This window comes from Aquimarina algiphila (genome assembly GCF_007489275.1).
Classification (GTDB): Bacteria; Bacteroidota; Bacteroidia; order Flavobacteriales; family Flavobacteriaceae; genus Aquimarina; species Aquimarina algiphila.
In genome coordinates, this window is sequence record NZ_VLNR01000004.1 from 42,309 (window position 1) to 68,717 (window position 26,409).

A 26,409-nucleotide genomic window follows, 5' to 3' on the forward strand; every position below is an offset into this window, starting at 1 on the left:
TAACAAAAATAGAAAGCAAACCCTAAGAATCTTACAACTTATGTTCTTAAAGAGAGAACATATGTCTAATTACATACCATACAAGCAACATCCAAGCCTATTCCCCAAATTCGAATAATATTTTTAGAACCTCTTATAATCATTAATAAAAAACAGAAGTTTCCAAAAAAAACCACATAGAATTCATCCTTTATTTCCCTCCACAACAATGCGTAATTGCAGCAATTTCGACCTCCTTCTTCAAAATAACCATTTGTTGCAGTTTTTAAGACATTCGTCATTTCACATACTTCTTAAAAATATCAATTTAGCCAATCAAAAAACACCCCATTATTTTTTCATATTATAATACACTTAGAAATGATATTTAGAAAACCTATATTTATTTTACTGCTGACACTAGTCTTCCTGGCATCATGTGGCCCCGAAAAAGATAAGAAATTAGCTCAAGATACAGACCAAAAAACAACAGATACTGTTAGCACCAAATACGAACCTAATTGGGAATCAATTAAAGCAAACTATAAAGATCCCGAATGGTTTAATAATCAAAAATTTGGAATTTTTGTGCATTGGGGCGCATACAGTGTCCCTGCATTTGGTTCTGAGTGGTACCCAAGACAAATGTACATGGATACTGCTAATTTTAGTGCTAGTTTAGAACACTATAGTAAAGGTTCTACGAAAGAATTTAAACATCATAAAGAAAAATGGGGAGATCATAAAAAATTTGGATATAAAGATTTTATCCCAATGTTTAAAGGAGAAAACTTTGACGCCAAAGAATGGATAAGTTTGTTTAAAAAAGCTGGAGCAAAATACGTAATTCCAGTAGCTGATCACCATGATGGCTTCGCCATGTATAAATCAAATACTACAAGGTGGAATGCCGTAGACATGGGTCCAAAAACAGATGTTCTAGGAGAGTTGTTTAAACAAGGACGAGATCAGGGAATGATTATGGGTACTTCTTCTCATTTTGCTTTCAACTGGTCTTTTTATAACAAAAAAGATCACTTTGATACTACAGACCCAGAATTTGCAGACCTATACAGTTCTAAAGGTAAAGATTTAAAACAACCAGTTTCAGAAGAGTTCAAAAAGAGATGGTGGTTAAGAATAAAAGATATTATTGATAATTACCAACCTGATATTCTTTGGTTAGATTTCTATGTAGATATCCCTGATTTTAAAGAGTATAGACCAAAGTTAGCCGCATATTATTATAACAAAGGTATAGAATGGGGAAAAGAAGTAGTTCTTCAAGATAAAAACTTTAGTCATGAAGCCTTTCCAGAAGGAACTGTAATTTATGATTTAGAAAGAGGAAAATTACCTGGTATTCGAAAACTACCTTGGCAAACCGATACTTCTATCGGTAAAAACTCATGGAGTCATGTATCTAATTGGGAATCTAAAACTGCAAATCAACTTATTGATGACTTAGTTGATATTGTAAGCAAAAATGGTAACTTATTATTAAATGTTGGTCCAAAATCAGATGGTACAATTCCTAATGATCAGAAGCAAATTCTATTAGAAATCGGAGAATGGCTGGACATTAACGGAGAGGCAATATACGATACCAAATATTGGAAAACATTTGGTGAGGGACCTACTGGAGTTGAAGAAGGTCATCATTCAGAAAAGAACAATAAAGAATTTACAGGACAAGATATCAGATTTACTCAAAAAGGAGATAAACTTTATGCGATACTTATGGCTTGGCCAGAAAATAATATAGTTCAGATTAAATCTTTAGCCAAAAACTCTGAACATGCTAAAGGTATAAATATTAAGAATATAAAATTATTAGGTAGTGATGATTCAAAATTAACTTGGGCTCAAGAAGGAGAATCCTTAGAAGTACAATTACCGAATCAAAAAACAGGAAATCATGCTCATGTACTAGAAATAGGTATCTAATAATAAGTAAATGTATCTGAGCAATACTATAAATTATTCTTTTACTACTAAAATTTTAATAGTAAAAGAATTGTATAAATGAATTGAAGAAAACATATATAATCAATGAAATATATTGTTTGTGAAAAACCCGGTGAATTTCTTTTAAAAGAAAAACCTGCTCCTATTCGTAAGAATAATGAAGCTTTACTAAAAGTCAAAAAAGTCGGAGTATGCGGCACCGACCTACATGCATACTCTGGTAATCAGGCTTTTTTCAAATATCCCAGAATCCTAGGGCATGAATTGGCGACAGAAGTATTAGAAATAGGAGATAACCAAAGAGGAATTAAAGCAGGTGACAAAGTTGTTATTATGCCATATATAAGTTGTGGTCAATGTATTGCTTGTCGTAATGGAAAAACTAATTGTTGTACTAATATTGAAGTGCTAGGAGTACATACAGATGGAGGAATGCAAGAAGAAATTACGGTAAGAACAGATTTATTATTACCTGCAAATCAACTATCTCATGATGAAATGGCTATTGTAGAACCCTTAGCCATTGGGGCTCATGCAATTCGCAGAGCGAATATACAACCCAATGAAATTGTAGTAGTCGTTGGATGCGGACCTATTGGAATTGGAATTGTAAAACTAGCACAAATTGCAGGTGCTAAAGTTATTGCTCTTGACACAAATAATAATCGGCTTGAGTACACCAAAAATGAAATTGGTGCAGATTACGTACTTAATGTTCTCGATAATCCGGTAGAAAAAATTTCTGAAATTACTAATGGAGATATGGCTACCGCAGTTTTTGATGCAACTGGTCATAAAGGAGCATTAGAAACAGGCCCAGATTATATGGCATATGGCGGTAGATATGTGCTAGTTGGGCTTTCTAAAGGAGAATTAGTTTTTACACATCCAAAAATACACGCAAAAGAAACTACCATCATGTGTAGTCGTAATGCAACTCTTGAAGATTTTGAACATGTAATTGACGTATTACATCAGTTTCCAACAACTTCATTTATTACACACAATGTTGGTTTTACCGAAATGATAAATAATTTTGATAGTTGGACTAAACCCGAAACAGGAGTAATTAAGGCCACTATAGATTTCTAAACTATACGACGTATGGATAAAGTAGTTACATTCGGTGAAATATTAATGCGGATGTCTCCTCCTAATAACCTTATGTTTAATCAAACATCAGGTTTTGATGTTACCTATGGAGGAGGAGAATTTAATGTAGCTGCTTCTCTTGCTAATTATGGTATTAATACTGATTTCGCAACTATTTTACCTCAAAATCCTATTGCAGAATGTGCCATCAAAACAATCAAAAGTTATGATGTCGGGTATAAAAATATATTGAGAAAAGGAGATCGAATAGGAATTTATTTTTTAGAAAATGGAATTGCTAATCGAAATAGTAAGGTGGTTTATGATCGTGCTAATTCTTCCATTTCTCAAGTTAAAAAAGGAGATATAGATTGGAAGTCTGTCTTTAAAGATGCTAATTGGTTTCATTGGAGTGGTATTACCCCTGCTTTGTCAGAAAATGCAGCTGAAGCTTGCTTAGAAGCTATTCAAATTGCAAGTAAAATGGGACTTACAATATCTACTGATCTTAATTATCGCAGTAAACTTTGGAAATATGGTAAACAGCCAAACGAAGTAATGCCAAAATTACTATCTTATAGTAATGTTATTTTGACTGACATTGACACTGCGAGGTTCATGCTAGGAAAGGAAAAAATAGATCCTAATTATCAGAATGAAACTCTAATAAGAGATAGCTTTAGTTATATTATAGAAATGCTTCCAAAAATTCATACTATAGCAATGACGGTAAGAAATGTTATCACTGCTTCTCATTATAAAATTGGAGGACTACTTTATAAAGGCAATAAATTATATAGAGCAAAACAGCATGAAGTAACTCCAGTTTTAGATCGTGTTGGGTCTGGAGATGCATTTATGAGCGGACTATTATACGGGTTATTAAAATTTCCTGATGATATGCAAAAAGTTGTCTCTTTTGCAACAGGAGCTTGCGTACTTAAGCATTCTATTTTTGGAGATGTAAACAGAGTAACCAAAGAAGAAATACTCAACTTTATCAGTACTAACGGGTCGGCAAAAGTAGATCGATAATTATTAGTTTAAATAAGAAATTAAAAGATGGCACAATATACCAGAATAGAGGTAGCAACAATAATGAAAGAAACAGGGATGGTTCCTTTATTCTATCATCAAGATATAGAATTGGGAAAAAACGTTCTAAAAGCTTGTTATGATGGTGGTGCGAGGTTATTAGAATTTACAGCCAGAGGAGATTTTGCTCATGAAGTTTTTTCAGCTTTAATAAAATATGCAATTGCAGAGTTACCGGGAATGGTAATAGGTGTTGGATCAATTACTGATGCTGCTTCTGCTTCTTTATACATGGCGTTAGGAGCTAATTTTATAATCACTCCTGTGTTAAGAGAAGATATAGCTATAGTTTGTAATCGAAGAAAAGTTCTTTGGTCACCAGGTTGTGGAACGTTAACTGAAATTTCAAAAGCAGAAGAATTAGGTTGTGAAATAGTAAAGCTTTTTCCAGGTAATATCTATGGCCCAAAATTCGTAAAAGGAATTAAAGGACCTCAGCCATGGACCAATATTATGCCGACAGGTGGTGTTACTACAGAAGAAAGCAATCTTAAAGATTGGTTTGATTCTGGTGTTACTTGTGTTGGTATGGGATCTCAATTAATCAGTAAAGAAATTCTTGCAAATAAAGACTACAAAAAACTTGAATCCAAAGTGAGTGAAGTAATGCTAACCATTAAAAAAATTAGAGCATAGATCGTATGGTACACAATTATGTCCAAATAGATCCTAAGGATAATATTATTGTAGCGATAGATTCGCTACCAAAAAATACGTTTATCGATATTGCAGGTAAGACATTTACCCTTGCAGAAGATATTCAGCAGAAACATAAATTTGCCTTACAAGATTTTAATACTGGAGATGAAGTGTTCATGTATGGAGTACTTGTAGGTACAGCAATACAATCAATCAAACAAGGTGCTGCAATTACCACAGAAAATTTAAAACACGCCTCAGCTTCATTTAATGCAAATCAAGAAAAATTTAATTGGACTGCTCCTGATGTTTCAAAATTTAAAAACAGAACGTTTAATGGGTTCCATAGAGCAGACGGTAGTGTAGGAACACGTAATTATTGGTTGGTTATTCCTCTTACATTTTGTGAAAACAGAAACCTTGATGTATTAGAAGGTGCTTTATTAGATGTACTTGGATATCAAACTAAAAAAGATTTTGCGGTAAACACTCAAATTCTTATAGACAAGTATAAAGCTGGTGCTTCTCCAGAAGAACTTTTTAATACTGATATTGTAGCTACCCAGGAAGAGATTCATAAAAATCGATTATTTCCAAATGTTGATGGTATTAAATTTTTGAAACATGATGGAGGTTGTGGAGGTATTCGACAGGATTCTGAAACACTGTGTCATCTCTTAGCTGGGTATATTACTAACGCTAATGTTGCAGGAGCAACTATTTTTAGTCTTGGTTGTCAAAATGCACAAATAGAAATGCTTCAAAAAGCAATAGAAGATCGCGATCCTAATTTTGCTAAACCAATACATTATCTAGAACAACAACAAAGTCAAAGTGAACGCCATCTGATCGAGGAAGCTGTAAAACATACTTTTATTGGATTGACCCAAGTCAATACTATTGAGAGAAAACCGGCACCAATTAGCAAACTTATTTTAGGTCTCGAATGTGGAGGATCAGATGGTTTTTCTGGTATTTCTGCAAATCCTGCATTAGGATATGCTTCAGACTTACTTACTGCTTTAGGAGGTTCTCCGGTATTATCCGAGTTTCCTGAGCTTAATGGTGTTGAGCAAGAACTTGTTAATAGATGTGAACAAAAAGAAGATGCAGAAAAGTTTGCTTCAATTATGAAAACATACGCTGCTAAAGCAGTTGCTGTGGGTTCTGGATTTGAGAACAATCCTTCTCCAGGTAATATAAAAGATGGATTAATCACAGATGCAATGAAATCAGCTGGAGCAGCAAAAAAAGGAGGAACTTCTCCTGTAACTGATGTATTAGATTACACCGAAAAAGTAACTAAGGCTGGGCTGAATTTACTATGTACACCAGGAAACGATGTAGAAAGCACAACAGGTCTTGCGGGTAGTGGATGTAACATTATTGTCTTTACTACTGGTTTGGGCACCCCAACAGGAAATCCAATTGCGCCAGTTTTAAAAATGTCAAGTAATACTACGCTTTCAGAAAAGATGAATGATCTTATTGATATCAATGCCGGAACAGTAATTAGTGGTGAAGATACCATTGAAACCATGGGAGAAAAAGTGTTAGAATATATTATTCAGGTAGCAAATGGTGAAATAGACGCAAAAGCAGAATTGAAAGGGCAAAATGATTTTATCCCCTGGAAACGAGGGATATCATTATAAACCAAAATCTTAAAAAGAAATAGTTTTTAAATGAAACCACTAAATAGAACTACATCAAGTACTACCTTAAAAGCTCCTGAGCGAATTATGCAATTTGGTGGAGGAAACTTTTTAAGAGCATTTGCCGATTGGATTATTGATGTGTTAAATAAAGAAACAGATTTTAATGGAAGTATTGTTATCATAAAACCTACAGAAAAAGGAGACTACACCACATTAAAAGAACAAGACGGTTTATTTCACGTTGCTATTGATGGCGTAAGAAAAGATACTTTAGTTTCAGAAGTTACTTTAGTCAAAAGTATAAGTCGTGTTATACAACCATATACACATTGGAATGAATATCTAAGTCTTGCAGAAGATCCGGAGATGCGTTTTATTATTTCTAACACAACAGAAGCTGGTATAAAATTTTCTGAATCTGATACATTTCAAGATGCTCCTCCAAAAGAGTTTCCTGCCAAATTAACAATATGGTTATATCATAGATTTCAACATTTTGAAGGTGCTATAGATAAAGGTTGCATTATACTCCCATGTGAACTTATTGAACAAAATGGAGATACTCTTAGAGCTACTGTTCTTCAATATGCTGCTCATTGGAATTTGGGAACTAAATTTACATCTTGGATTAAAGAGTCTAATTATTTCTATAATACTCTAGTAGATCGTATCGTTTCTGGGTATCCAAAAGAGCGTTCTAAAACTATTTTGGAAAAAATAGGATACGAGGATAGTCTTTTGGTAGCAGGAGAAGATTATCACAATTGGGTAATTCAAGGAAATCAAATTATACAAAAAGAACTGCCTTTTGAACATACCTCATTAAACGTAAAATTTGTTGATGATATAAAAACATATCGTGAGATGAAGGTTAGAATTCTTAATGGTGCGCATACTTCAATGGTACCTGTTGGATATCTATCAGGATTACGTACTGTCAAGGAAGTAATGGATGATCCTTTAACAAATCAATTTGTTAGTGAAATCTTGTCAGAAGAAATCACAAAAACACTTCAAGACTTTTCAACTTCTGAGCTTAATGATTTTGTAAATACTACGCTTGATCGATTTCGAAATCCGACATTAAAGCATTTCCTGATAAGTATTTCGCTTAACAGTACATCTAAGTTTGTCTCTCGATTATTACCTGCATTAAAAGAATATACTGTCACTTATAATAAATTACCAAAACGTATTGTTTTTGCGCTGTCTTGCGTATTTAGGTTTTATCAGGGAGTATATGATGGTGAAACTATTCCTTTAAATGATGACCCAGTTGCATTAGCTTCTTTTAAAAAACAGTGGAAACTACATTTAACAGAAACTATTACTTACCAACAAATGGTATCTTTTTTATTAAGAGATATAGCTATCTGGGGCGAAAACCTGGATGCAATTAATGGTTTATCTGAAGCGGTAACAGAAAACTTGAGAGCTATAGAACAACACGGGGTAAGAAGTGTTATTAAACAAATTACAGATCACAAATTTTTAGTATGACTATAGATTCACATCAACACTTTTGGAAATATGATCCGGTAAAACACAGTTGGATTAATGACGAAATGTCTGTACTACAACAAGATTATTTACCTTCAGATTTAAAAAAACTTTATAAAGAGGCTAACATTGATGGATGCATTGCTGTCCAAGCTGATCAATCTGAAAAAGAAACTGAATTTTTATTAGACCTGGCTAAAAAGAATACGTTTATAAAAGGAATAGTTGGATGGGTAGATTTACGATCAGATACTTTAGAAGATCGTTTAAAATATTATTCTAATCATAAAATTATAAAAGGATTCAGGCATGTAGTTCAAGATGAACCAGATCCAGAATTTATTATCGGAGATCAATTTAAAAAAGGAATTGCATTATTAAACCAATATGGTTTTGCTTATGATATTTTAATTTTTCCGCATCAATTAGAAGCCTCATTAAAATTGATAGAAGAATTTCCTGAACATCGTTTTGTTATCGATCACATTGCAAAACCAAAAATAAAAGACAGATTAATAGATGATTGGCAAAGAATTATGCAAGCTATTGCCACGTACAAAAATGTGTATTGTAAGGTTTCTGGAATGGTTACAGAAGCGGATTGGTCTGGTTGGAAGTATGAAGATTTCGTACCCTATCTAGATATCATTTTTAAAGCATTTGGTAATGATAGAATCATGTATGGCTCTGATTGGCCTGTGTGCTTATTAGGTGGTAACTATTCTGCCGTTAAAGGTATCATTGATCAATATATAAGTGATTTTAGCAAAGAAGAAAAACAAAAAATCATGGGTGGGAATGCAATTCAGTTTTATAAAATTTCCTAACCTCATTATAAAAAAAAGAATATGGATTTAAAATTAAAAGATAAAGTAATAGTCGTTACTGGAGCTGCGGGTATAAAAGGAAGTATTGGAGAGACGATTGTACAATCTTTGGCTAATGAAGGAGCTATTCCTGTGATTGTATGTCGTAATGATCGTGGATTTGGATACGAAAAAGAACTACAGGAAAAAGGTATCGATTCTTTGTTTGTAAAAACAGACCTTTCTGATGCCAATCAGATTGAAGCTGCGGTAAAGAAAATAGGAGAAAAATATGGTCGAATAGATGCTTTAATTAATAATGTTGGAGTAAATGACGGTGCAGGTTTAGATGCTTCTATCGATGATTTTATGTATTCTTTAAAATTGAATATGGTAAGCTTTTTTGCCATGACCAAATTCTCTTTGCCTTATATCAAAAAGGTAAAAGGAAATATCCTTAATATAGGATCTAAGGTAGCTTTAACAGGTCAAGGAGGAACCTCTGGATATGCAGCTTCCAAAGGTGGAGTATTAGGGTTAACAAGAGAATGGGCTGTAGATTTGATCAAAGATGGAATTAGGTCTAATGCTATCATTATTGCAGAAAGCTGGACTCCTGCCTATGACAACTGGATAAAAACCTTAGAAAATGGAGAAGAAAAATTACAATCTATTGTTAAAAAAATACCGCTAGGTAATCGTATGACAACTCCAGAAGAGATAGCAGATGCTTGTCTATTCACAATTTCAGAAAAGTCCTCACATACTACAGGACAGTTTATTACTATCGATGGGGGTTATGTTCATCTTGACAGATCTCTTTTAACAGAATAAATAGTCCTTAACATGTTTAAGATGTTGAGACATTAAAAAAGAAACTGTATTTCTATTTGACAACATCAGTTTCGAACACTAAACAAATAATTGAATAACTAAACTTGAAATCATGGACATAAAGAAAAAAATTCCTATAGTTCGTAAAGAATTGATTTTTCCATTTATCATCATCACTTCACTTTTTGCACTATGGGGTTTTGCCAATGATGTAACTAATCCAATGGTAACCGCTTTTAAAAAAGTAATGCCCGAATTAAGTTGGTTCCAAGCCTACTTAGTGCAATTTGCTTTTTATTTTGGTTATGGCTGTATGGCCATTCCTGCTGCATTATTTTTGCGTTGGAAGGGTTATAAGTCTGGAATTGTTTTAGGTTTAATACTCTATGCGGCTGGTGCCTTTATGTTTTATCCAGCTTCTTCATTAGAAAGCTATGGTTTCTTTTTATTCTCTTTATACATAATCACTTGTGGATTAGCATTATTAGAGACTACTTCTAATCCATTAATTCTTTCTTTAGGGGCCAAAGAAACAGCTACACAACGTTTAAATCTTGCACAATCATTTAATCCTATAGGGTCTCTATCCGGGATGATGGTAGCACAATTTGTAGTGCTAGGACAAATACAATCTGCAAAATATGACGATGAAGCATATGCTACATTGGATCAAGTGACCAAAGCTGCTATAAAAACAGAGGATCTTGGTATAATTAGTTATCCTTACCTGGGTGTAGGAGTCGTAGTACTTGTTATCCTGATCATAATATTAAGAACAAAAATACCAAACGTTCAAGAGCATGTCTCATTAGGGTTTTGGGAATCAGTCAGGAAAATATTTGCTAAAAAGGCATTCTTTCCTGGTGTAATTGCTCAAATGTTTTATGTTGGTGCACAGATCATGTGTTGGACTGCAATTTTTCAATACGTACAATATATCAACCAAGGAAGAGCTCCGGGAGAAGAACTCAATGCTACATATTGGAATATGATTGCTATGGGGATTTTCTTAGGAGGTCGTTTTTTAGGGACAATTTTGTTAAGTAAATTAAAAGCCCCAAGACTATTATCTTTATTTGCCTTATTTGCGATAATATGTTGTACTGGAGCCATTTTAATTCCGGGCATGCCTGGTTTAATCTTACTGGTATGCATTTCCTTATTTATGTCTATTATGTTCCCAACAATTTATGGTATTGCATTAAAAGATATGGGAGATGAAGCCAAAGTAGGTTCTGCTTTTTTGGTTATGGCTATTGTGGGAGGAGCTTTTTTCCCGTTAATTCAGGCTTCAATTATTGATATAGGTGGAGATAAATTAGATGACACCCTAATTGCTGGAGTGCCAGAAGTTAAATTTTCATTCATAGTACCGCTATTATGTGTCGCAGTGGTAGGTTTGTATGGCCTTTTTGTATCTAAAATTCAAAAAAACGATTAAATGAAAACACAAAGATTTTGTTTGTCTTGTGATCTTAAAGATGATCCTAAACTTATTGCAGAATATAAAAACTATCATGCAGAAGGAAATGCCTGGCCAGAAATTACTAAAAGTATTAAAGATGCCGGAATTATAGACATGCAAATTTACCTGACTGGTAATCGTATGTTTATGATTATGGAAGTTGATGAAACATTTGATCCTGAAAAAAAAGCAGCAATGGACGCTGATAATCCTAAAGTACAAGAATGGGAACAACTTATGTGGAAATACCAACAAGGGTTACCATGGGCAAAAGACGGAGAAAAATGGATTATGATGGAACAGGTTTTTAAATTATAAGTAATAAACTAGTAAAATAAAATAGGGACAATGTAATTTCTTAACACATTGTCCCTATTTATTTTGATACCTATTCATCAGCAAACAAAAAAATATAAGTTATTTTATATGTTTTTAATGAGATATAGAGATTTCTAATTGTATATCTGCGCTTATAAAAACTTTAATTCAATTGCTTTTTTTTTAGAATATAATAATATAACTATTAATTTTTTATGATTATCAGACAATACTGCGTAATTAAATGATAAAATCGTAGTGCGATGTGTTTTTAATTTATTTTAGGTTTGCTTTTAACTATTCTAAAACACAAAGTCACATGAACAAACAATTATTCAAATCACTATTTGTGGTTTCAACATTAGCATTCTCATTATTTTCTTGTCAAAATGAATCATTAGATGTAGAAAATATAGAATTAGCACCTTCTGCTCTTAATCATGAACTTGTGATGAAATCTATATATGCTGAGTCAGAAACTATAAGTCTTTCAAAAAATACCACAGTGGGAGTTACTGATAGAAATCCAAGTACATTTGCTAATTCACTAATCAATGCAGTTAGACAAGCTGGCAATGGTGGTACTGTTCAATTAGAAGCCGGCAACTATTATTCTGATCGTACAATTACACTACCTGCGGGTATTAAAACAACTATTAAAGGTAGAGGTAAATTCGAGACTAAAATATTTTTGACTAAAAACCCAGGACCAACTCCGGGTTTTATTAACATTAATGCAAATGGAACGGCATTTACTGAGTTATTAGTTGATGCACAAAACAAAATGCAATATGGAGCTTGTGCAATTAACACCAACGGTAAATCAGATATCTATTTATATAATGTAGGTTTAGTAAATGCATCAATTGGCACTGGAACTTCAGATAATGGTAAAGGACTGACCCCAGCAGGTCTAACTGCGATTGCTTGTTCTTTTTATAATTGTGATCATGGAATTAATTTTAACAGACAATATAGTCAAACCCCTGCTCCATGGGTTAAAAAAGTAACGATTAGTGCATGTTGGTTTGGTGGTACTCAAGCAGCAGGAGTAAGTATTGATTGTGGTAATGATGGAATAGATGGGGTTGTATTTCGTAGAGGGTTACCTGGTGCTGCTGAAGCTACTGTCACGGTTACTAATATGGATGGAATGGAAATAAAAAACTCAACATTCGAAAAAGCTAGTAAATATAATATTGCAATTGCCAAAGCCTGGAATATTAAAATATTTAATAATACTTTAAAAGGAAATACAGGTAGTATTCTATATGGAGAAGCAATTAACTTAGAACATGAAACACATAATATAATTATAGAGGATAATAAAATTTACAATGAAGGTTTATCCAACCAAAATCATAGTTATATCTCAATACTAACATTTAGAGATTATGGGAACTCACCTTTATTAGAGAATGGTTGTAGAGATATTACTATTAGAAGAAATGAATTTAGAGGTGATTGTAAATCCGGAATAGCAGGAGAATATGCCCAACGAATCACAATAAACAACAATACATTTTCAAATCCGAGACCAACTATTAGAGGTATTAATTTTTATGTCCAAAGCAGTAACATCTGGCATTGGAGTAATGGAGTTGATAATACTGCGAGTATTGTAAACTAATAAAACTATATTTTAGTGACAACAGTAAATACAGTATCTACTCTTAAAAACCCTCTATAAATATGTTATTTATAGAGGGTTTTCATTTATGTATTCATGTACTATTAAATCAAATTTTTGTTAACTCACCAGTCAAAGTACCTCTAAAAAATTGATCATCTTCCCAAATCAAAAGCTCTGCATATTTTCCTTTTTTCATGCTAGAATCAACACTATATATTAATCCATCAAAATGTGACAATACTCTTTTCATAGAAGTATGTCCCACAACAATATGTTTCATACCCATTTCTTCCAAAATTTTTTGAGCTTTTTCTTTAGTAAAATCCTTATCTCGAAAGTAGCCTCTATACCAGATAGGTCCCTTTTTCTTTAGCATAAATTTTAAGTCATCATTCTCTAATACTGTTTCCTTATCATGATCAATAATATCATGATGAAATAATTGGTTTACAGTAGAAATATCATATTTACCTTCAGTAAATTCTGGTGAGAATCCAGCATGTACAAAAGCAATATTATTAATTGATATGGCAACAGGTTTTGTTCTGATCCACTCACCAAGAAGTGTTTCTTTTCCAAACAATTCTTTATGCGGTATCCCCATTTGTTGAGAAACCCATTTATATTTATCATGTACATACTTATCGTTTCCTTCTAAAATCATAACTTCATGATTCCCTAAAAGGTAATGTACTTTGCCTCCTGTTTTCTTAGCTTGTTGTTCTAAATTATACAAGAACCATAGTGTTTCTGTTACCTTATCTCCTCTGTCAAAAACATCTCCTACAACTACAAAATGACCTTTTCCAAAAGACCATTCTCCTTTATTGTTGATAACATTGTTCGACCTTAACAATTCAATGAATAAATCATGTTGCCCATGTATATCACTTAAAACAGCAATTTTAGAAACTCCATTAAATTTTTGGTCATTATCTATGCGAATTGATGGTTTAATCTTTATATATTTTGATTTAAATTCCTCACAAGTTTTAATTTTTAGTTTTTTAAAACCGTTGTTAGAAAATGTTTTCTTCTTTAATTCTCCATTGACTATCCATTTTACTTCTACAGTATTATTGTCTTCATAAAAAATATAAGGGCAATCATTTATATGCTCTGTTTTAAGTATTTCTTTTGAACTTTGAGCATTACTTAACATAATATTCATATTAAATAATACTATAAATGATAACCACTTACAGCCAAACAAAAGTTCTTTTTTAAAAGTTCTTTTTTTCATATTATCTCAACTCTCTAAATTGAATTATTAGACCAGACATAAATTTTATATTGGATTTTACTATTAATTTACTGGCCAAAAGATATTCGTTGATAGATAACAAAGTCAATATAATTCTTATTAAAAAAACATTGAAACACCTTACGATTTCCTTTTAGAATATCCTCTATTACTAATTTTCTTTAATTTCCTTGAAACAAATCTAACTAAAAAACAAATAGGATGTTTTTCTGTTTAAGTGTAGTAATGTTAATTCAACCTAAGAGTTTGTTTTCGGCTTACCTTACTGGTAATCACTTTTTGTTTAAATATGATGATGAAAACGGAATCAAAATAATTCATAATACTAATCATCCCAATGCTTATCAATTACTTTTTGGATATGAGGATAGTTTACATCTGTTTCATTTAGCTCTTTTCTCATCCTAATTAATTGTTCTTTTAAATCAGCAATCACAGAATCATATTGAGGATCTTTATAGACATTGTTCATTTCTTTAGGATCTTTTTTCAGATCATAAAACTCCCAAGCCACAGGGGTATGTCTGGTAAAATCGTTCCCCCAACTTTCTTTATTCCATTCTGCCTTAGGATTATCAGTATCTACCCAATATTTACCATAATAAAAGATTAATTTATACGCTTTGGTTCTAATCCCAAAATGTGCTGGATTAGCATGGCGGTGTGCCATATGCATCCAATACCTATAATATGTGGCTTTTTGCCAATCTTCTGGCTCTTTTCCAGTCTCTAAAATAGTTTTAAAGCTTTTTCCTTGCATATAACCCGGTCTATCTCCTCCCGCCATTTCTATAAGTGTAGGTGCAAAATCTGTATTATTAATTATAGCATTTGTTCGGCTACCTTCTTTAATCGATTTAGGATATCGTATAAAAAAAGGCATTCGCAATGATTCTTCATACATCCATCGTTTATCTATGTAATCATGTTCTCCTAGCATAAATCCCTGATCACCTGTATATACAATAATTGTATTCTCTAGTAACCCCTCTGATTCTAAATAATCTAATAAACGTTTTACATTATCATCTACTCCTTTTACACAACGTAAATATTTTTTAAGGTAGTCTTGATATACACTACTCGTATATTCTTTTTCTTCTGCAGTATTCTCAAATTTTTGATGTTCACTAACCGGGATTTCTTGTGCCGTTTTATATTTCTTATAGACATCGGTTCCTGGATAGATATTCATTGCCTGATTTCTAACTACATTTCGATGTGAAACTGAAGAAGCAATAATACGTGTTAGGGAATCATTCTTACCTCTAGTCGCTATTGATCCGTTATTACCATTATCATATAAACTTGCTGGTTCTGGAATAAAAGTATCTTTAAGATATTCATCATACCTAGGGGCATTTTCAAAATCATCATGTGGTGCTTTAAAATGGTGCATTAAGAAAAACGGGGTATTAGGATCTCTTTTATTTTTCAACCAATCTAATGTAATATCTGTAATCACATCAGAAGAATGTCCATTGGTTTTCACTACATTCTGTGGCCAAGGTTGATCTCCACGTATTCTAAAATCTGGATCAAAATACTTTCCTTGAGATGGTAATACTTTATAATAATCAAATGCTGCTGGTTCTTCATGTAAATGCCACTTACCAACAATTGCAGTTTGATATCCTAATTTTTTCATTTCCTTAGGTAAATACTGTTTTTCTGGAGGTAATATTCCCTCAAGATCTATTACTCCACTAGTTTGTGCTCGTTGTCCTGTTATAATAGCAGCTCGACTAGGAACACAGATGGCGTTATTGACAAAACAGTTATCAAAAATCATCCCTTGATTAGCTAATTTATCCAGTGTAGGAGTTGGATTAAGGCTAGCTAGTCGACTTCCATAAATCCCAAAAGCCTGAGAAGTATGATCATCTGCCATAATATAAATTATATTCGGTTTCTTGGCTTTAGAAGTTGTTTTAGTTTCTTGTTTACAAGAAGCTAAAGTTATTATCAAAAATGATATGACTATATAAAAATAAGTGGTTTTTTGCATAATGTAGAGCTATAAATATCTATGTCAAAGATTATAAATTCAATGATAATCGTCTAAAAATGTTGATTTATACTGTATCACAAATGATCAGAAATTACATTTCAATCTATAATAAAAACTTGAATATTGTATCCGCTATAATACGATAACCATTAGCATTAGGATGAATTGGGTCTTTATCATAGGCTTTATCTGCCTGCTGTAGTAATGGAGTATGAATATCTATTTTTTTAATCACAGCGGGATGATTGGTTTCTAGAATAATATCTTTAAACTTCTGAATTACTTCCTCATCATATCGTTCATAAGGGTTTTTCCAACTATACACATCTTCTTCTGATGAAGCAATTCTTCCATGTGCATTTGCCGCATCCAGGGCCAATGGTGGTGGTGTAATTAGTATTACATCTATCTCCAATACAAGCAATTATTGTATTATTTTTTACTATTGGATCTTCTTTTTTTCCACAACTAGTTATTAGGATTCCTAGTCCTATTATAATTGCTTTTACAGTATTATTACTCATTATCAAAAAGTTATGCTTTGTGTTATTTTGGTTTCAGAAAGTGTAGCTTTTAAAAATGCTTTGGAATGATTATCCTGCTTTTGAAGTATGACAACACATTTTCCATTATATAATTTTCTATAATTTGCTACAAAAGGCTCCAAACTTCTATTATTTCCATTACCTACTCCAATAATTTTTGCGTTTTTCAACCTCAAAATTGATCAAATTCTCTGCGGTTGCTACAAAAATACCGTTTACATCAAGAGCAGTTACCTCTATATAGGTAACCTCACTACTATCTGTTACTTCTAGTTGTAAGCTATTGGTAGTACCAGCAGTTTTAATTTCCTCTTCAATTATCTTTCTACCATCGGTATATCCAATTGCCTTTACTGTACCAGGCTGATAAAGTACTTCCCAACTAAGCATATCCGCATTATCCGAATTATTAATCTTTTTCCCTTGGGAAACACCATTTACAAAAAGCTCTACTTCTTTAGTATTAGAAAATACATTTAGATTTATTTTTTCTCCTTCATGACCTTTCCAATTCCAATGTGGAAAAGTATGTATCATCGGTTTATCTGACCATTCTGATTGATAATAATAGTAGCCATCTTTTGGGAAACCCGCTAAATCAATCACTCCAAAACTAGAGGAACGTGCAGGCCAGGCATAAGGAATTGTTTCTCCTAAATAATCCCAACCTGTCCAGATAAAAGCCCCCATAACAAATGATCTATTTTTTACATCCTGGCAAGCTTGCATACCTCCTGCATAAAAGTTTCTACTCTTTAGGAATTTCTCAGTATCTGGATGCTCTATCGGCAAATCCAATTGTAATGCCTGATCTTTATTTTTAAAAGGATAGTACTCTCCTCTATTCGCTATCATTTGTGCAGAAGTATGTTCTGTTACAATCATTTTTCGGTTTGGAAAATCATCGTGTTCTTTATCATAATTTTTGCCTTTTGCATAATTATATCCTGGTACATCTATTTGAGCAACAGCAGGCTCATGAGGCCATTTATCCCATCCATATCCATTTACACCACAAGTAGCTGGGCGGTAATCATATTTATGAATAATATTTGATAATCGTTTGGCTATTGCAACCCCGGATTCATCGTGCATCTGATCAATTTCATTACCAATACTCCACATAAAAATACTAGGGTGATTACGATCACGTATCACAAAATCAATCAAATCCTTGTCACTATATTCTTTAAATAAATGGGCATAATAAGAGACAGGAATCCTTATTTTGTTTCCTTTTTCTCTAAATGTTTGTGGTTCTTTTGCTATTTCCCATTCATCAAATGCTTCGTTCATCACCAGCATTCCCATTTCATCACAAGTCTCTAAAAATTCTGTATCAAAAGGATTATGAGCCGTACGAACAGCGTTAGCTCCCATCTCTTTTAATATTCTAATTAGATATACGTCACGATAAATTCCATTACCAGAATACCAACGTGACCCTGGTTGCTCTGAATTATCCAATTTAACCGTGATTATATTTTCATTTTCACTAGAAATAAACGGTGTTAATCCATACTCAAATGCTGCATATCCAGAAGGACGTTTTCCTAAAAAATGATTGTTAATCCATACTTCTGCATTACGATAAGCACCTTCAAAATGAATAAATACCTTTTGATTTTCCCCGATTTCAGATAAATCTATATTCTTTCTGTAATATGAAATTCCCGCAGGAAGCCAAGCACCACGAGAAAATGAAGGGTTTTCTTGAGAAAAAGGTTTTGATATACTCCAATCATGTGGTAAGTCTACTGTCTCCCACCTAGAATCATCAAAATCAATTTCTTTTGCTTTTGGAATATCTTCTTGAACAAATTTCCAGTTGTCATTAATTTTTATAGTTTTAGCTATAGTAAACTGTGTATCCTGACACCCTATAAAAAGCCAAATCACCGAGCAGTAACTCAGCATCTTTATATAAAAATTCATAAGCCCTATTTTAATTGTTTAGCGATATTTTGATGTATTTATGAAAACTTCATTTCTAAGAATTAAATACTAAGAAACAGGCTATATCTTGTAAACTTAAAATATTGTGAGCTTTTTTTACTTAAAATCATAAAAAGGTTTTCGTAAATATGTGATATAGCGATTGAATATAAAGATCAAAATCGGGCTTTCAATTTTTCTATTATAAGTTCACTGTTATATCGGTATCATTTGCTGCTTCATATGCCATTACATCTTCTTTTGTTATGCCTGTGTTCCAAACATACACTTTTTTTAATTTTGGAAATTTATCTAATTGTGTTAATGAAGACTTAGTGATTTCTGTACCAAATAGATTAAGGGATGTCAAATTTTTCAATTCTGGAAAAGATGATATTCCCTTATCTGTGATAGGGTTTCGTTCTAATTTTAATAATTGTAAATTCTCAAATCCATTAAATACTTTTAACTCATTATCTGTGATATGATTCCCTCCGACAGAAAGCCATACAATGTTATTTTTTAAAGGTTGAAGCAAAGCTAATTTAGATGATAGTTCTTCTGAATTTTCTTTTTTGATTTTACCTGTTGGTAGAATCACATCAAACAAATTTGATTCTGCAACCAGTTCTCTCACTTTAAAACCTGCGTCAATTAAAGCTTTGACATCCTTTTCTGCCGGTGCAGGGACATTAGCCAAAGCCGCACTAGCTTTAGAATTAGCATCCAACCCTAACATTATAGCTGCGTTTTCTTTTATCTCTTCATTAGATTCTATAGCTCCAAATTTAGTTTCAAAATCACCTTGGGCTACTTCAATCCAATGCTCAACAATAGCAATTTCTTCTTTTGTCAAAGGAGTTTTACCCTCCGGAGGCATAAATTCTTTATCATGAGTATCTAGCAGTACTCTACGGATCATTTCAGACTTTGAAGCATCTCCTGCAACAAATGTCGCTCCAGTCTTTCCCCCTTTTAATATAGCTTCTTTACTAGCAAATGATAATTGCCCTTTTTTCTTTGATTCATTATGACAACTAGCGCATTTATTCTGCAAAATTGGATTTACCAAATGATCAAAAACAACAGCTTCTTCGAGTGAAGTTACTGCTACCAGATCTTCTTTCTTTTCTTTACCAAAAGGCATGTATGCCGTTAAATAATCAGATCCATGTGTCAAATTACCTCCGTAATGTCCGGTAACACTTAATAAAATCACAATCAATGTAAGGGTAGCCATATATGGTTTTCCTTGTTTTAAAGCTTTTATCTTCAGTTTTCCAGCACTAATTAACCAAGCTAAAAAGGCGATTATAGTTGTGATTACACCAAACCAAAAATGGGTATCTAATGCTCCTTCTTCATAATCACCACTAAGTGATAACATATATCCCAAAATACAGGCTACCAAAGCGCTAAGTGCTCCCAACAATAATGCTAATGGCACAGCAGCCGTAATAGTATCATTTTTCTTCCAACGAGCAAAAACCTCCAGGATAAAAGCAAAAAAAAGGAATCCAATGGGCAAGTGTACAACTAGTGGGTGAAATCTACCGAAAAATAATATGATATCTGATACTTCGTTCATTTCGTAATTTATATTTTGGGTCATATTAGATCTTTAAAGACCTATACATCTAAATTATTATACTCTTTCTAATTTTATTGGTGGTGTTCTATGCGCATTCCACTGGCAGATATATAAATTTTTATCTTCATCAACAAATACGTCATGCCCATGATTAAAAGTTGGCTTTGGCGCTTGATACATTTGTTGTAAAACCCCATCTTTATATACAGGTGCTTCTCCTCCCGGGTTAGAAACTACTTTATTATTTCCATCCAAAATGGTCACAAATCCTGTATCTCGAACCCAATTTTTTCCTTCGCGCGTTGTTGACCAACATACTCCTGCATAGATATTGTCATCATCTAATACCGGTCGACATACAAAAGCACCAGGCATATGAACTGTTTTTATATATTTTCCATCTAACGTATACCACTTAAATGAATGTTCATTGCGAGAAGTACATACCAAAACTGGATTGTTTTTATCTCGATAATCAATCGCTACACCATGTGTCTGATTTAGATTATGCTCCTTATTTTCATTCTTCATTCCTCCGAATTTGCGAATGAATTCACCTTTATGGCTAAACTGTAATACATAATTTGATCCATACCCATCAGCTATATATACATCTCCATTGGGTCCAACACATGTTTCTGTTGGCATATATTTCATATCATGAGTATATACACCTATTGTTCTTGGATCTGGAAAAGTAAATATCAACTTTCCATCAATCTTAGTTTTATGTACAGTTCCTGCTTGTTCGAACCATACGCCGCCTTTATCTTGTCCCCAACCAGAATCACATATATAGAGCACATCTTCTCCTCCCTCATCATGCAAAGTAAGTCCGTGTCCACCCGGATATCTTGTTCCCCAAGCATCTAGTAATTTTCCTGATTTATCAAAAACAAACATATTATTTGCCGTATGATCTCCAAGCATTAATAGACGGCCTTTTGAATCCATTTGCATTTCGTGGCAATTGAAAATAGGATTCTGACTAACGCTCATCTTTGCCCAATCTCGATGTATTTTATATTTATAATCACCATGCCCAATAATCTGGCTATCGCCTGGAGCAATTCCTTTTATAATATTAAATCCAAAAGAAGGTACAGTAGAAATTGCTGTTCCTGCTAAAATCGTATTCTTTAAAAAACTTCTTCTTGAGCTCATGTATATTGTTTGTTTATTCTACTATTTATAGCTAATCATTAGCATTTAAATGGTATGTTCTTTTATAGATTTCTATTCATCTAAGAAAGAATATCTTTTACTACATGTCCATGTACATCTGTTAATCTAAAACGACGCCCCTGATGTTTGTAGATTAGACGTTCATGATCAATACCAAACAAGTGCATTAATGTTGCTTGAAAATCATGTGTATGCACAGGGTCTTTTACAACATTATAACTAAAATCATCGGTTTCTCCATATGTAAATCCAGGTTTTATACCCGCTCCAGCCATAAACATAGTAAAGGCTTTTGGATGGTGATCTCGACCATAATCAGTTGCGGTTAATTTTCCTTGAGAATATACTGTTCTCCCAAATTCTCCTCCCCAAATGATCAGAGTATCTTCAAACATTCCGCGCTGTTTTAAGTCTTTTATCAAAGCCGCATTTGCCTGATCTGTTTTTCTCGAATTCATCATTACCCCTCCTGGACATCCTAAATGCTGATCCCATCCCTGATGATATAACTGTACAAACTTTACATCTTTTTCTAGCAATTTTCTTCCCAACAAACAATTTGCTGCATAGGTCCCAGGATCACGACTATCTTCGCCATACATTTCAAAAATATACTCTGGTTCGTCGCTCATATCTGTAACCTCTGGTACTGATGTTTGCATACGAAATGCCATTTCATATTGCGACATTCTTGCATTAATCTCTGGATCACCATAAGAATCATTCTGAATATTATTTAGCTTACCCAAATAATCCAGCATATGACGACGATCATGCCCATCATAATTTTCTGGATCTGATAAGTATAATACTGGATCTTTTCCACTTCTGAATTGTACACCTTGATGCTCTGTTGGTAAAAAACCATTACCCCATAAACGAGAATATAATGGCTGTCCTCCTCCATTTTTTGAGACCAACGAAATAAAAGTAGGTAGATTCTCATTGTCAGAACCTAAACCATAACTTAACCAGGAACCTATTGAAGGCCTACCTGGTTGCTGACTACCTGTTTGAAAAAAGGTAATTGCCGGATCATGATTGATCGCATCTGTTTGCATTGATTTAATAAAACAAATATCATCAACTACCTCTGATAAATACGGCATTGCTTCACTTACCCAGGCACGTGATTCTCCATATTGTTTGAATTCTAATGTTGAAGCAGCGATCGGAAATGACGTCTGATCAGCGCTCATACCCGTAAGTCGTTGTCCTTTTCTGATTGAAGCAGGTAAATCTTTACCAAACATATCCTTTAATTTGGGCTTATAATCAAACAATTCTAATTGTGATGGTCCTCCACTTTGAAACAAATAAATTGCACGCTTAGCCTTTGGCATATGATGGGGTAAACCAAGACTGTTTCTACTAAACATCTCGAGGTCTGGTTTCCTATTATTTTTAACATTACTCCATGCTTTATCGGCATTGAGTAATGATCCAAAAGCAATAGCCCCTAATCCTAAAGAGGTTTTTGTTAAAAACTCTCTACGATCAAACATTTTTTCTACTTCCTGGAGGTCCTTATTATTTGACCTTAATTTGTCATGGTGATCACACATAGCTTATCTTTTTGTTATTGTAGCATCCGAATTCATAATCGTACTTGCAACCACAGCATTAGCTGCTATTAGTGCTTTATCGTCATTTTCTTCTATTCGGAATTCTCCGGAGTTTAACCACCCCTTCATTTTAGCTTCGTTGGAAGCAAACTTCTTATATTCATTATTTTTTAGTTCGAGTAGTAGGTCCAATTCTTGTTTTGTGGGTTTCCTACCAGTCAAACTTCTAAAAACATTCATAATCCCTTTTTTTGCATCAGCAGAATCAGTCATTTTCTTTCCCAGAACCCTGGCCGATTCTATGTACGTAGGGTCGTTTAAAAGCACTAGCGCCTGTAGTGGAGTATTTGTTTCTTGTCTTCTAACTGTACATACATCTCTTGCGGGAGCATCAAAAGTGGCTAGTGTAGGATGTGGTACAGAACGTTTCCAAACGGTATACATGCTTCTGCGATATAATTTTTCTCCTGTATCTTCTTCATATGTCGCATTGTTCACTTTCCATAAACCTTCTGGTTGATATGGTTTTACACTTTCACCTCCTATTTCATTATTCAACAGACCACTTGCTGCTAATGCATTATCTCTTAACATTTCACCTGTCATGCGTTTTGCTGGTCCTCGTGCTAATAGTCTATTTTCTGGATCCATCATTCTTAACTCTTCAGAAACTCTTGAATCCTGACGATATGTGCGAGACATAACAATCATCTTGTTAAATGCTTTCATATCCCAATCTTTTTCCATAAAATGTGATGCTAAATAGTCTAATAACTCTGGATGACTTGGCATTTCTCCTTGATTTCCAAAATCTTCTGAAGTTTTCACTAACCCCATACCAAAGAAATGTTGCCACATACGATTTACTGTCACTCGAGAAGTTAAAGGGTGCTCCTTTTTAAATAACCATTGTGCAAATCCAAGACGGTTTTTTGGAGCACCCTCTACCATTGGAGGCAAAAATTCTGGAGTATTAGGATACACTTCTTCTGCTCGTGCATCATAAACTCCTCTTTCTAATACATATGCCTGTACTGGTTCTGATTCTTTCATAATCATAACCTCTTTTATAGGCTCTATACTATCAACATAGGCTTTTCTTACTTTAACAAGCTTTGTATATTGTTCTTTTATTGGACGAGCATGCATGATATAATGCTGCTGCAAAAGTTTTTTTTCAGGTGCATCTAATGCTTCCGGAGCTTTTGCTAATAATGTATTCACTCCTGCATTCTCTGCTAACTGAAGCATTTCTATACCAGATAGTTCTCTGTTATATACATTGATATCATCTATGATTCCACCGGCAATACCTTTTCCTCGTAATCGTGCTCCAAACTGAAGTGCAGGTTCTTTTTTTCTACCAAAAAGAATATCTTTATAGAGGTTATCATCAATAATTTCTGTTTCAAGTTCTTTTCCGTTTACATAAACTTTATATCCCTCAGCTTTACTTGATCCATCATATGTTACTGCAAAATGTGTCCATACTTCTTTAGGAATATCAATTTTAGTATGTTCCTTAATTGCATTATCAGGTCCGGTATGTGCCATTAATAATTCTAGCTTATTATTCACAATTTTTAAATGATATCCTCTCCAGGCATGTAGAATTGCTCCGTCGCTTTTATGAAAAATATTTCCGTCTGTCACTTCTTTAGGAATTTTTGCCCAAACTCCAACAGTGAATGGTTGATGACGACCAAAAACACCTACTTCTCTCAGGTCCAACCAGGTATCTCCATTAAACTGCACTCCTTTTCCTTTTCTAGCAGCGACCAAATCCACCGGTTGACCTTCAGTATACTCACGTTTCATTGTAGCTTTTTGTGATGGATTTATACTATTAGTCAAGGAATTATTATTTAAGTTATATGAGCCTATTAAGCCTTTTTTAGAAAGCTTTACCGAAGCATATTTTTTATTGGCAATCCACGTATCAATTTCTGGCGAGATTTCTTGTATTGTATTTTCTATATCAACTTCTGTTTCTTTAACCAGATTCTCCATATAAGTCAACATTTTCTCCTCTTCTTCATTAGTCCATAGCATGGTTGGAGTTGGCATTGCATCATTCCATGAAATTTGACCAGATTCATTTACATTATTAAAAAAAGTGGTCATTTCATAATAGTTTTTTTGGGAAACAGGATCATATTTATGATCGTGACATTTTGCACAAGCTACAGTAAGCCCCATTAAGGCCTGTCCTGTTGTAGTTGCTCTATCCCCAGCATATTCGATAAGAAACTCTTCATTTACAATACCTCCTTCCATATTTTGAGGATGAATACGATTAAAAGCTGTTGCTAACTTCATCTCACGTGTAGGATTCTCCATTAAATCTCCTGCAAGCTGCCATGTTACGAATTCATCATAAGGTTGATTTTTATTAAATGCATCAATGACCCAATCACGCCAGGGAGACATATCTCTATACCGATCTACACTATATCCATGAGTATCAGCAAAACGAGCTACATCCATCCATTCTAGAGCCATTTGTTCTCCATATCGTTTTGAGGCAAGCAAACGATCGACTTGTTTTTCATAAGCATCTTCGCTTTTATCAACTAAAAAATCATCTATCTCTTTTACTGTTGGCGGCATTCCTGTAAGGTCAAATGATAAACGACGTAATATAATTTCTTTATCTGCTTCGGGAGCAAATGTTAATTTCTGATCTTCTAAAACCGAAAGAATATAATTATCAATAGGATTTTGGATTAATCCTTTCTTTTTTACTTTGGGAGGTGTCGTTTTTTGAATTGGAATAAATGCCCAATGATCTTTATATTCTGCTCCATCTTCAATCCATTTAATCAAAATCGCTTTTTCTCGTTCTGTAAGACTCAAATGCGACTCTGGTGTTGGCATTATTTCTTTTGGATCTTCTGTCATGATTCTTCTAAACATTTCAGAGTTCTTAAGATTACCTGGATCAATAGCAAACTTACCTGGAGTCTCTGGTAGTTCTGCATATGCCGTTTCTGAACTATGAAGTTGCAGACCAGCAGATATTTTTGCTTTATCCGGACCATGACACAAAAAACACTTATCCGATAATACAGGTTTTACATGTTGATTAAAATCTAATTTTTCTGGAAGTTGCTGATATTCGATCTCAACCAATTCTGGCAAATCAGGACCTCCACAAGAAATAATAACAACAGTAAATAAGAATAGGGGTATACTTTTAAAAAACGACATTAAAATTATAATTTTTTATATACTTCCAAATTTAAAAGTTAAGTTCAACAAATCTTTGCTCAAAAAAGACTATACAATGTACATTTCCGACATAATTATATAAAAAGCTATATTTT

General features: G+C 33.4%; 21 protein-coding genes. 11 read left to right on the plus strand and 10 right to left on the minus strand.

Going from position 1 to position 26,409, the window contains the following annotated elements; all coding sequences use genetic code 11:
* Nucleotides 1-65 precede the first annotated feature (65 nt).
* Nucleotides 66-281, minus strand: a complete 216-nt coding sequence (locus tag FOF46_RS02800) for a hypothetical protein (RefSeq protein ID WP_109436789.1) — start codon at nt 279-281, stop codon at nt 66-68.
* A 79-nt stretch (nt 282-360) separates the two neighbouring features.
* Between FOF46_RS02800 and FOF46_RS02805 the strand changes: the two genes are divergently transcribed.
* From FOF46_RS02805 to FOF46_RS02855, 11 genes are all read left to right on the plus strand, one after another.
* Entirely contained in the window at nt 361-1,926 is a 1,566-nt protein-coding gene (locus FOF46_RS02805; RefSeq protein ID WP_109436790.1) for an alpha-L-fucosidase, read from the plus strand.
* Between the two features lie 105 nt (nt 1,927-2,031).
* Nucleotides 2,032-3,039: a zinc-binding alcohol dehydrogenase family protein gene (locus FOF46_RS02810; RefSeq protein ID WP_143915385.1), complete on the plus strand. Its 1,008-nt coding sequence runs from the start codon at nt 2,032-2,034 to the stop codon at nt 3,037-3,039.
* A 12-nt stretch (nt 3,040-3,051) separates the two neighbouring features.
* Nucleotides 3,052-4,074 (plus strand): sugar kinase, encoded by a 1,023-nt coding sequence (locus FOF46_RS02815; RefSeq protein WP_143915386.1) that lies wholly within the window; start codon nt 3,052-3,054, stop codon nt 4,072-4,074.
* A gap of 27 nt (nt 4,075-4,101) precedes the next feature.
* Entirely contained in the window at nt 4,102-4,770 is a 669-nt protein-coding gene (locus FOF46_RS02820; protein ID WP_109436793.1) for a bifunctional 4-hydroxy-2-oxoglutarate aldolase/2-dehydro-3-deoxy-phosphogluconate aldolase, read from the plus strand.
* 5 nt (nt 4,771-4,775) lie between these two features.
* A complete protein-coding gene (locus FOF46_RS02825; RefSeq protein WP_143915387.1) occupies nt 4,776-6,428 on the plus strand; it encodes a UxaA family hydrolase in 1,653 nt (550 codons plus the stop codon).
* A gap of 30 nt (nt 6,429-6,458) precedes the next feature.
* Nucleotides 6,459-7,931 carry a tagaturonate reductase gene (locus FOF46_RS02830; protein WP_143915388.1) on the plus strand — a complete coding sequence of 491 codons (1,473 nt, stop codon included), beginning with the start codon at nt 6,459-6,461 and terminating at the stop codon, nt 7,929-7,931.
* Nucleotides 7,928-8,758, plus strand: coding sequence for an amidohydrolase family protein (locus tag FOF46_RS02835; protein WP_143915389.1), 831 nt, complete (start codon nt 7,928-7,930; stop codon nt 8,756-8,758). Before FOF46_RS02830 ends, FOF46_RS02835 begins: the two co-directional genes overlap by 4 nt.
* A 21-nt stretch (nt 8,759-8,779) precedes the next feature.
* Nucleotides 8,780-9,571 (plus strand): SDR family oxidoreductase, encoded by a 792-nt coding sequence (locus FOF46_RS02840; RefSeq protein WP_143915390.1) that lies wholly within the window; start codon nt 8,780-8,782, stop codon nt 9,569-9,571.
* A 112-nt stretch (nt 9,572-9,683) separates the two neighbouring features.
* Entirely contained in the window at nt 9,684-11,012 is a 1,329-nt protein-coding gene (gene fucP, locus FOF46_RS02845) for an L-fucose:H+ symporter permease (protein WP_143915391.1), read from the plus strand.
* Nucleotides 11,013-11,354 carry an L-rhamnose mutarotase gene (locus FOF46_RS02850; RefSeq protein ID WP_109436799.1) on the plus strand — a complete coding sequence of 114 codons (342 nt, stop codon included), beginning with the start codon at nt 11,013-11,015 and terminating at the stop codon, nt 11,352-11,354.
* A 319-nt stretch (nt 11,355-11,673) separates the two neighbouring features.
* The gene (locus FOF46_RS02855; protein ID WP_143915392.1) at nt 11,674-12,984 is read left to right on the plus strand and encodes a right-handed parallel beta-helix repeat-containing protein; all 1,311 of its coding nucleotides are present in this window, start codon (nt 11,674-11,676) and stop codon (nt 12,982-12,984) included.
* A gap of 109 nt (nt 12,985-13,093) precedes the next feature.
* Here FOF46_RS02855 and FOF46_RS02860 read toward each other — a convergent pair whose 3' ends face one another.
* The 9 genes from FOF46_RS02860 to FOF46_RS02895 form a co-directional block, all read right to left on the minus strand.
* Nucleotides 13,094-14,230, minus strand: coding sequence for a metallophosphoesterase (locus tag FOF46_RS02860; protein ID WP_143915393.1), 1,137 nt, complete (start codon nt 14,228-14,230; stop codon nt 13,094-13,096).
* 346 nt (nt 14,231-14,576) lie between these two features.
* Nucleotides 14,577-16,259: a sulfatase family protein gene (locus FOF46_RS02865; protein WP_143915394.1), complete on the minus strand. Its 1,683-nt coding sequence runs from the start codon at nt 16,257-16,259 to the stop codon at nt 14,577-14,579.
* A gap of 106 nt (nt 16,260-16,365) precedes the next feature.
* Nucleotides 16,366-16,677, minus strand: coding sequence for an SGNH/GDSL hydrolase family protein (locus FOF46_RS02870; RefSeq protein WP_143915395.1), 312 nt, complete (start codon nt 16,675-16,677; stop codon nt 16,366-16,368).
* Nucleotides 16,678-16,788: 111 nt separating this feature from the next.
* On the minus strand, nt 16,789-16,977 hold the full coding sequence (locus tag FOF46_RS32445; protein ID WP_244299555.1) for a hypothetical protein: 189 nt from the start codon (nt 16,975-16,977) through the stop codon (nt 16,789-16,791).
* Nucleotides 16,946-18,742 (minus strand): DUF4982 domain-containing protein, encoded by a 1,797-nt coding sequence (locus FOF46_RS02875; RefSeq protein ID WP_244299556.1) that lies wholly within the window; start codon nt 18,740-18,742, stop codon nt 16,946-16,948. The genes FOF46_RS32445 and FOF46_RS02875 overlap by 32 nt, the downstream gene beginning before the upstream one ends.
* A gap of 202 nt (nt 18,743-18,944) precedes the next feature.
* Nucleotides 18,945-20,330, minus strand: coding sequence for a c-type cytochrome domain-containing protein (locus FOF46_RS02880; protein WP_143915396.1), 1,386 nt, complete (start codon nt 20,328-20,330; stop codon nt 18,945-18,947).
* Nucleotides 20,331-20,387: 57 nt separating this feature from the next.
* The gene (locus tag FOF46_RS02885; protein ID WP_143915397.1) at nt 20,388-21,497 is read right to left on the minus strand and encodes an NHL repeat-containing protein; all 1,110 of its coding nucleotides are present in this window, start codon (nt 21,495-21,497) and stop codon (nt 20,388-20,390) included.
* A gap of 80 nt (nt 21,498-21,577) precedes the next feature.
* A complete protein-coding gene (locus tag FOF46_RS02890; protein WP_109436807.1) occupies nt 21,578-23,083 on the minus strand; it encodes a DUF1501 domain-containing protein in 1,506 nt (501 codons plus the stop codon).
* A 3-nt stretch (nt 23,084-23,086) separates the two neighbouring features.
* Nucleotides 23,087-26,293: a DUF1553 domain-containing protein gene (locus tag FOF46_RS02895; RefSeq protein ID WP_143915398.1), complete on the minus strand. Its 3,207-nt coding sequence runs from the start codon at nt 26,291-26,293 to the stop codon at nt 23,087-23,089.
* Between the last annotated feature and the right edge of the window lie 116 nt (nt 26,294-26,409).

Bases quoted from the DNA above. Each gene is read 5' to 3' on its own strand.
- FOF46_RS02800 (WP_109436789.1), bottom strand. From the start codon at position 281: ATGACGAATGTCTTAAAAACTGCAACAAATGGTTATTTTGAAGAAGGA.
- FOF46_RS02805 (WP_109436790.1), top strand. From the start codon at position 361: ATGATATTTAGAAAACCTATATTTATTTTACTGCTGACACTAGTCTTC.
- FOF46_RS02810 (WP_143915385.1), top strand. From the start codon at position 2,032: ATGAAATATATTGTTTGTGAAAAACCCGGTGAATTTCTTTTAAAAGAA.
- FOF46_RS02815 (WP_143915386.1), top strand. From the start codon at position 3,052: ATGGATAAAGTAGTTACATTCGGTGAAATATTAATGCGGATGTCTCCT.
- FOF46_RS02820 (WP_109436793.1), top strand. From the start codon at position 4,102: ATGGCACAATATACCAGAATAGAGGTAGCAACAATAATGAAAGAAACA.
- FOF46_RS02825 (WP_143915387.1), top strand. From the start codon at position 4,776: ATGGTACACAATTATGTCCAAATAGATCCTAAGGATAATATTATTGTA.
- FOF46_RS02830 (WP_143915388.1), top strand. From the start codon at position 6,459: ATGAAACCACTAAATAGAACTACATCAAGTACTACCTTAAAAGCTCCT.
- FOF46_RS02835 (WP_143915389.1), top strand. From the start codon at position 7,928: ATGACTATAGATTCACATCAACACTTTTGGAAATATGATCCGGTAAAA.
- FOF46_RS02840 (WP_143915390.1), top strand. From the start codon at position 8,780: ATGGATTTAAAATTAAAAGATAAAGTAATAGTCGTTACTGGAGCTGCG.
- fucP (WP_143915391.1), top strand. From the start codon at position 9,684: ATGGACATAAAGAAAAAAATTCCTATAGTTCGTAAAGAATTGATTTTT.
- FOF46_RS02850 (WP_109436799.1), top strand. From the start codon at position 11,013: ATGAAAACACAAAGATTTTGTTTGTCTTGTGATCTTAAAGATGATCCT.
- FOF46_RS02855 (WP_143915392.1), top strand. From the start codon at position 11,674: ATGAACAAACAATTATTCAAATCACTATTTGTGGTTTCAACATTAGCA.
- FOF46_RS02860 (WP_143915393.1), bottom strand. From the start codon at position 14,230: ATGAAAAAAAGAACTTTTAAAAAAGAACTTTTGTTTGGCTGTAAGTGG.
- FOF46_RS02865 (WP_143915394.1), bottom strand. From the start codon at position 16,259: ATGCAAAAAACCACTTATTTTTATATAGTCATATCATTTTTGATAATA.
- FOF46_RS02875 (WP_244299556.1), bottom strand. From the start codon at position 18,742: ATGAATTTTTATATAAAGATGCTGAGTTACTGCTCGGTGATTTGGCTT.
- FOF46_RS02880 (WP_143915396.1), bottom strand. From the start codon at position 20,330: ATGAACGAAGTATCAGATATCATATTATTTTTCGGTAGATTTCACCCA.
- FOF46_RS02885 (WP_143915397.1), bottom strand. From the start codon at position 21,497: ATGAGCTCAAGAAGAAGTTTTTTAAAGAATACGATTTTAGCAGGAACA.
- FOF46_RS02890 (WP_109436807.1), bottom strand. From the start codon at position 23,083: ATGTGTGATCACCATGACAAATTAAGGTCAAATAATAAGGACCTCCAG.
- FOF46_RS02895 (WP_143915398.1), bottom strand. From the start codon at position 26,293: ATGTCGTTTTTTAAAAGTATACCCCTATTCTTATTTACTGTTGTTATT.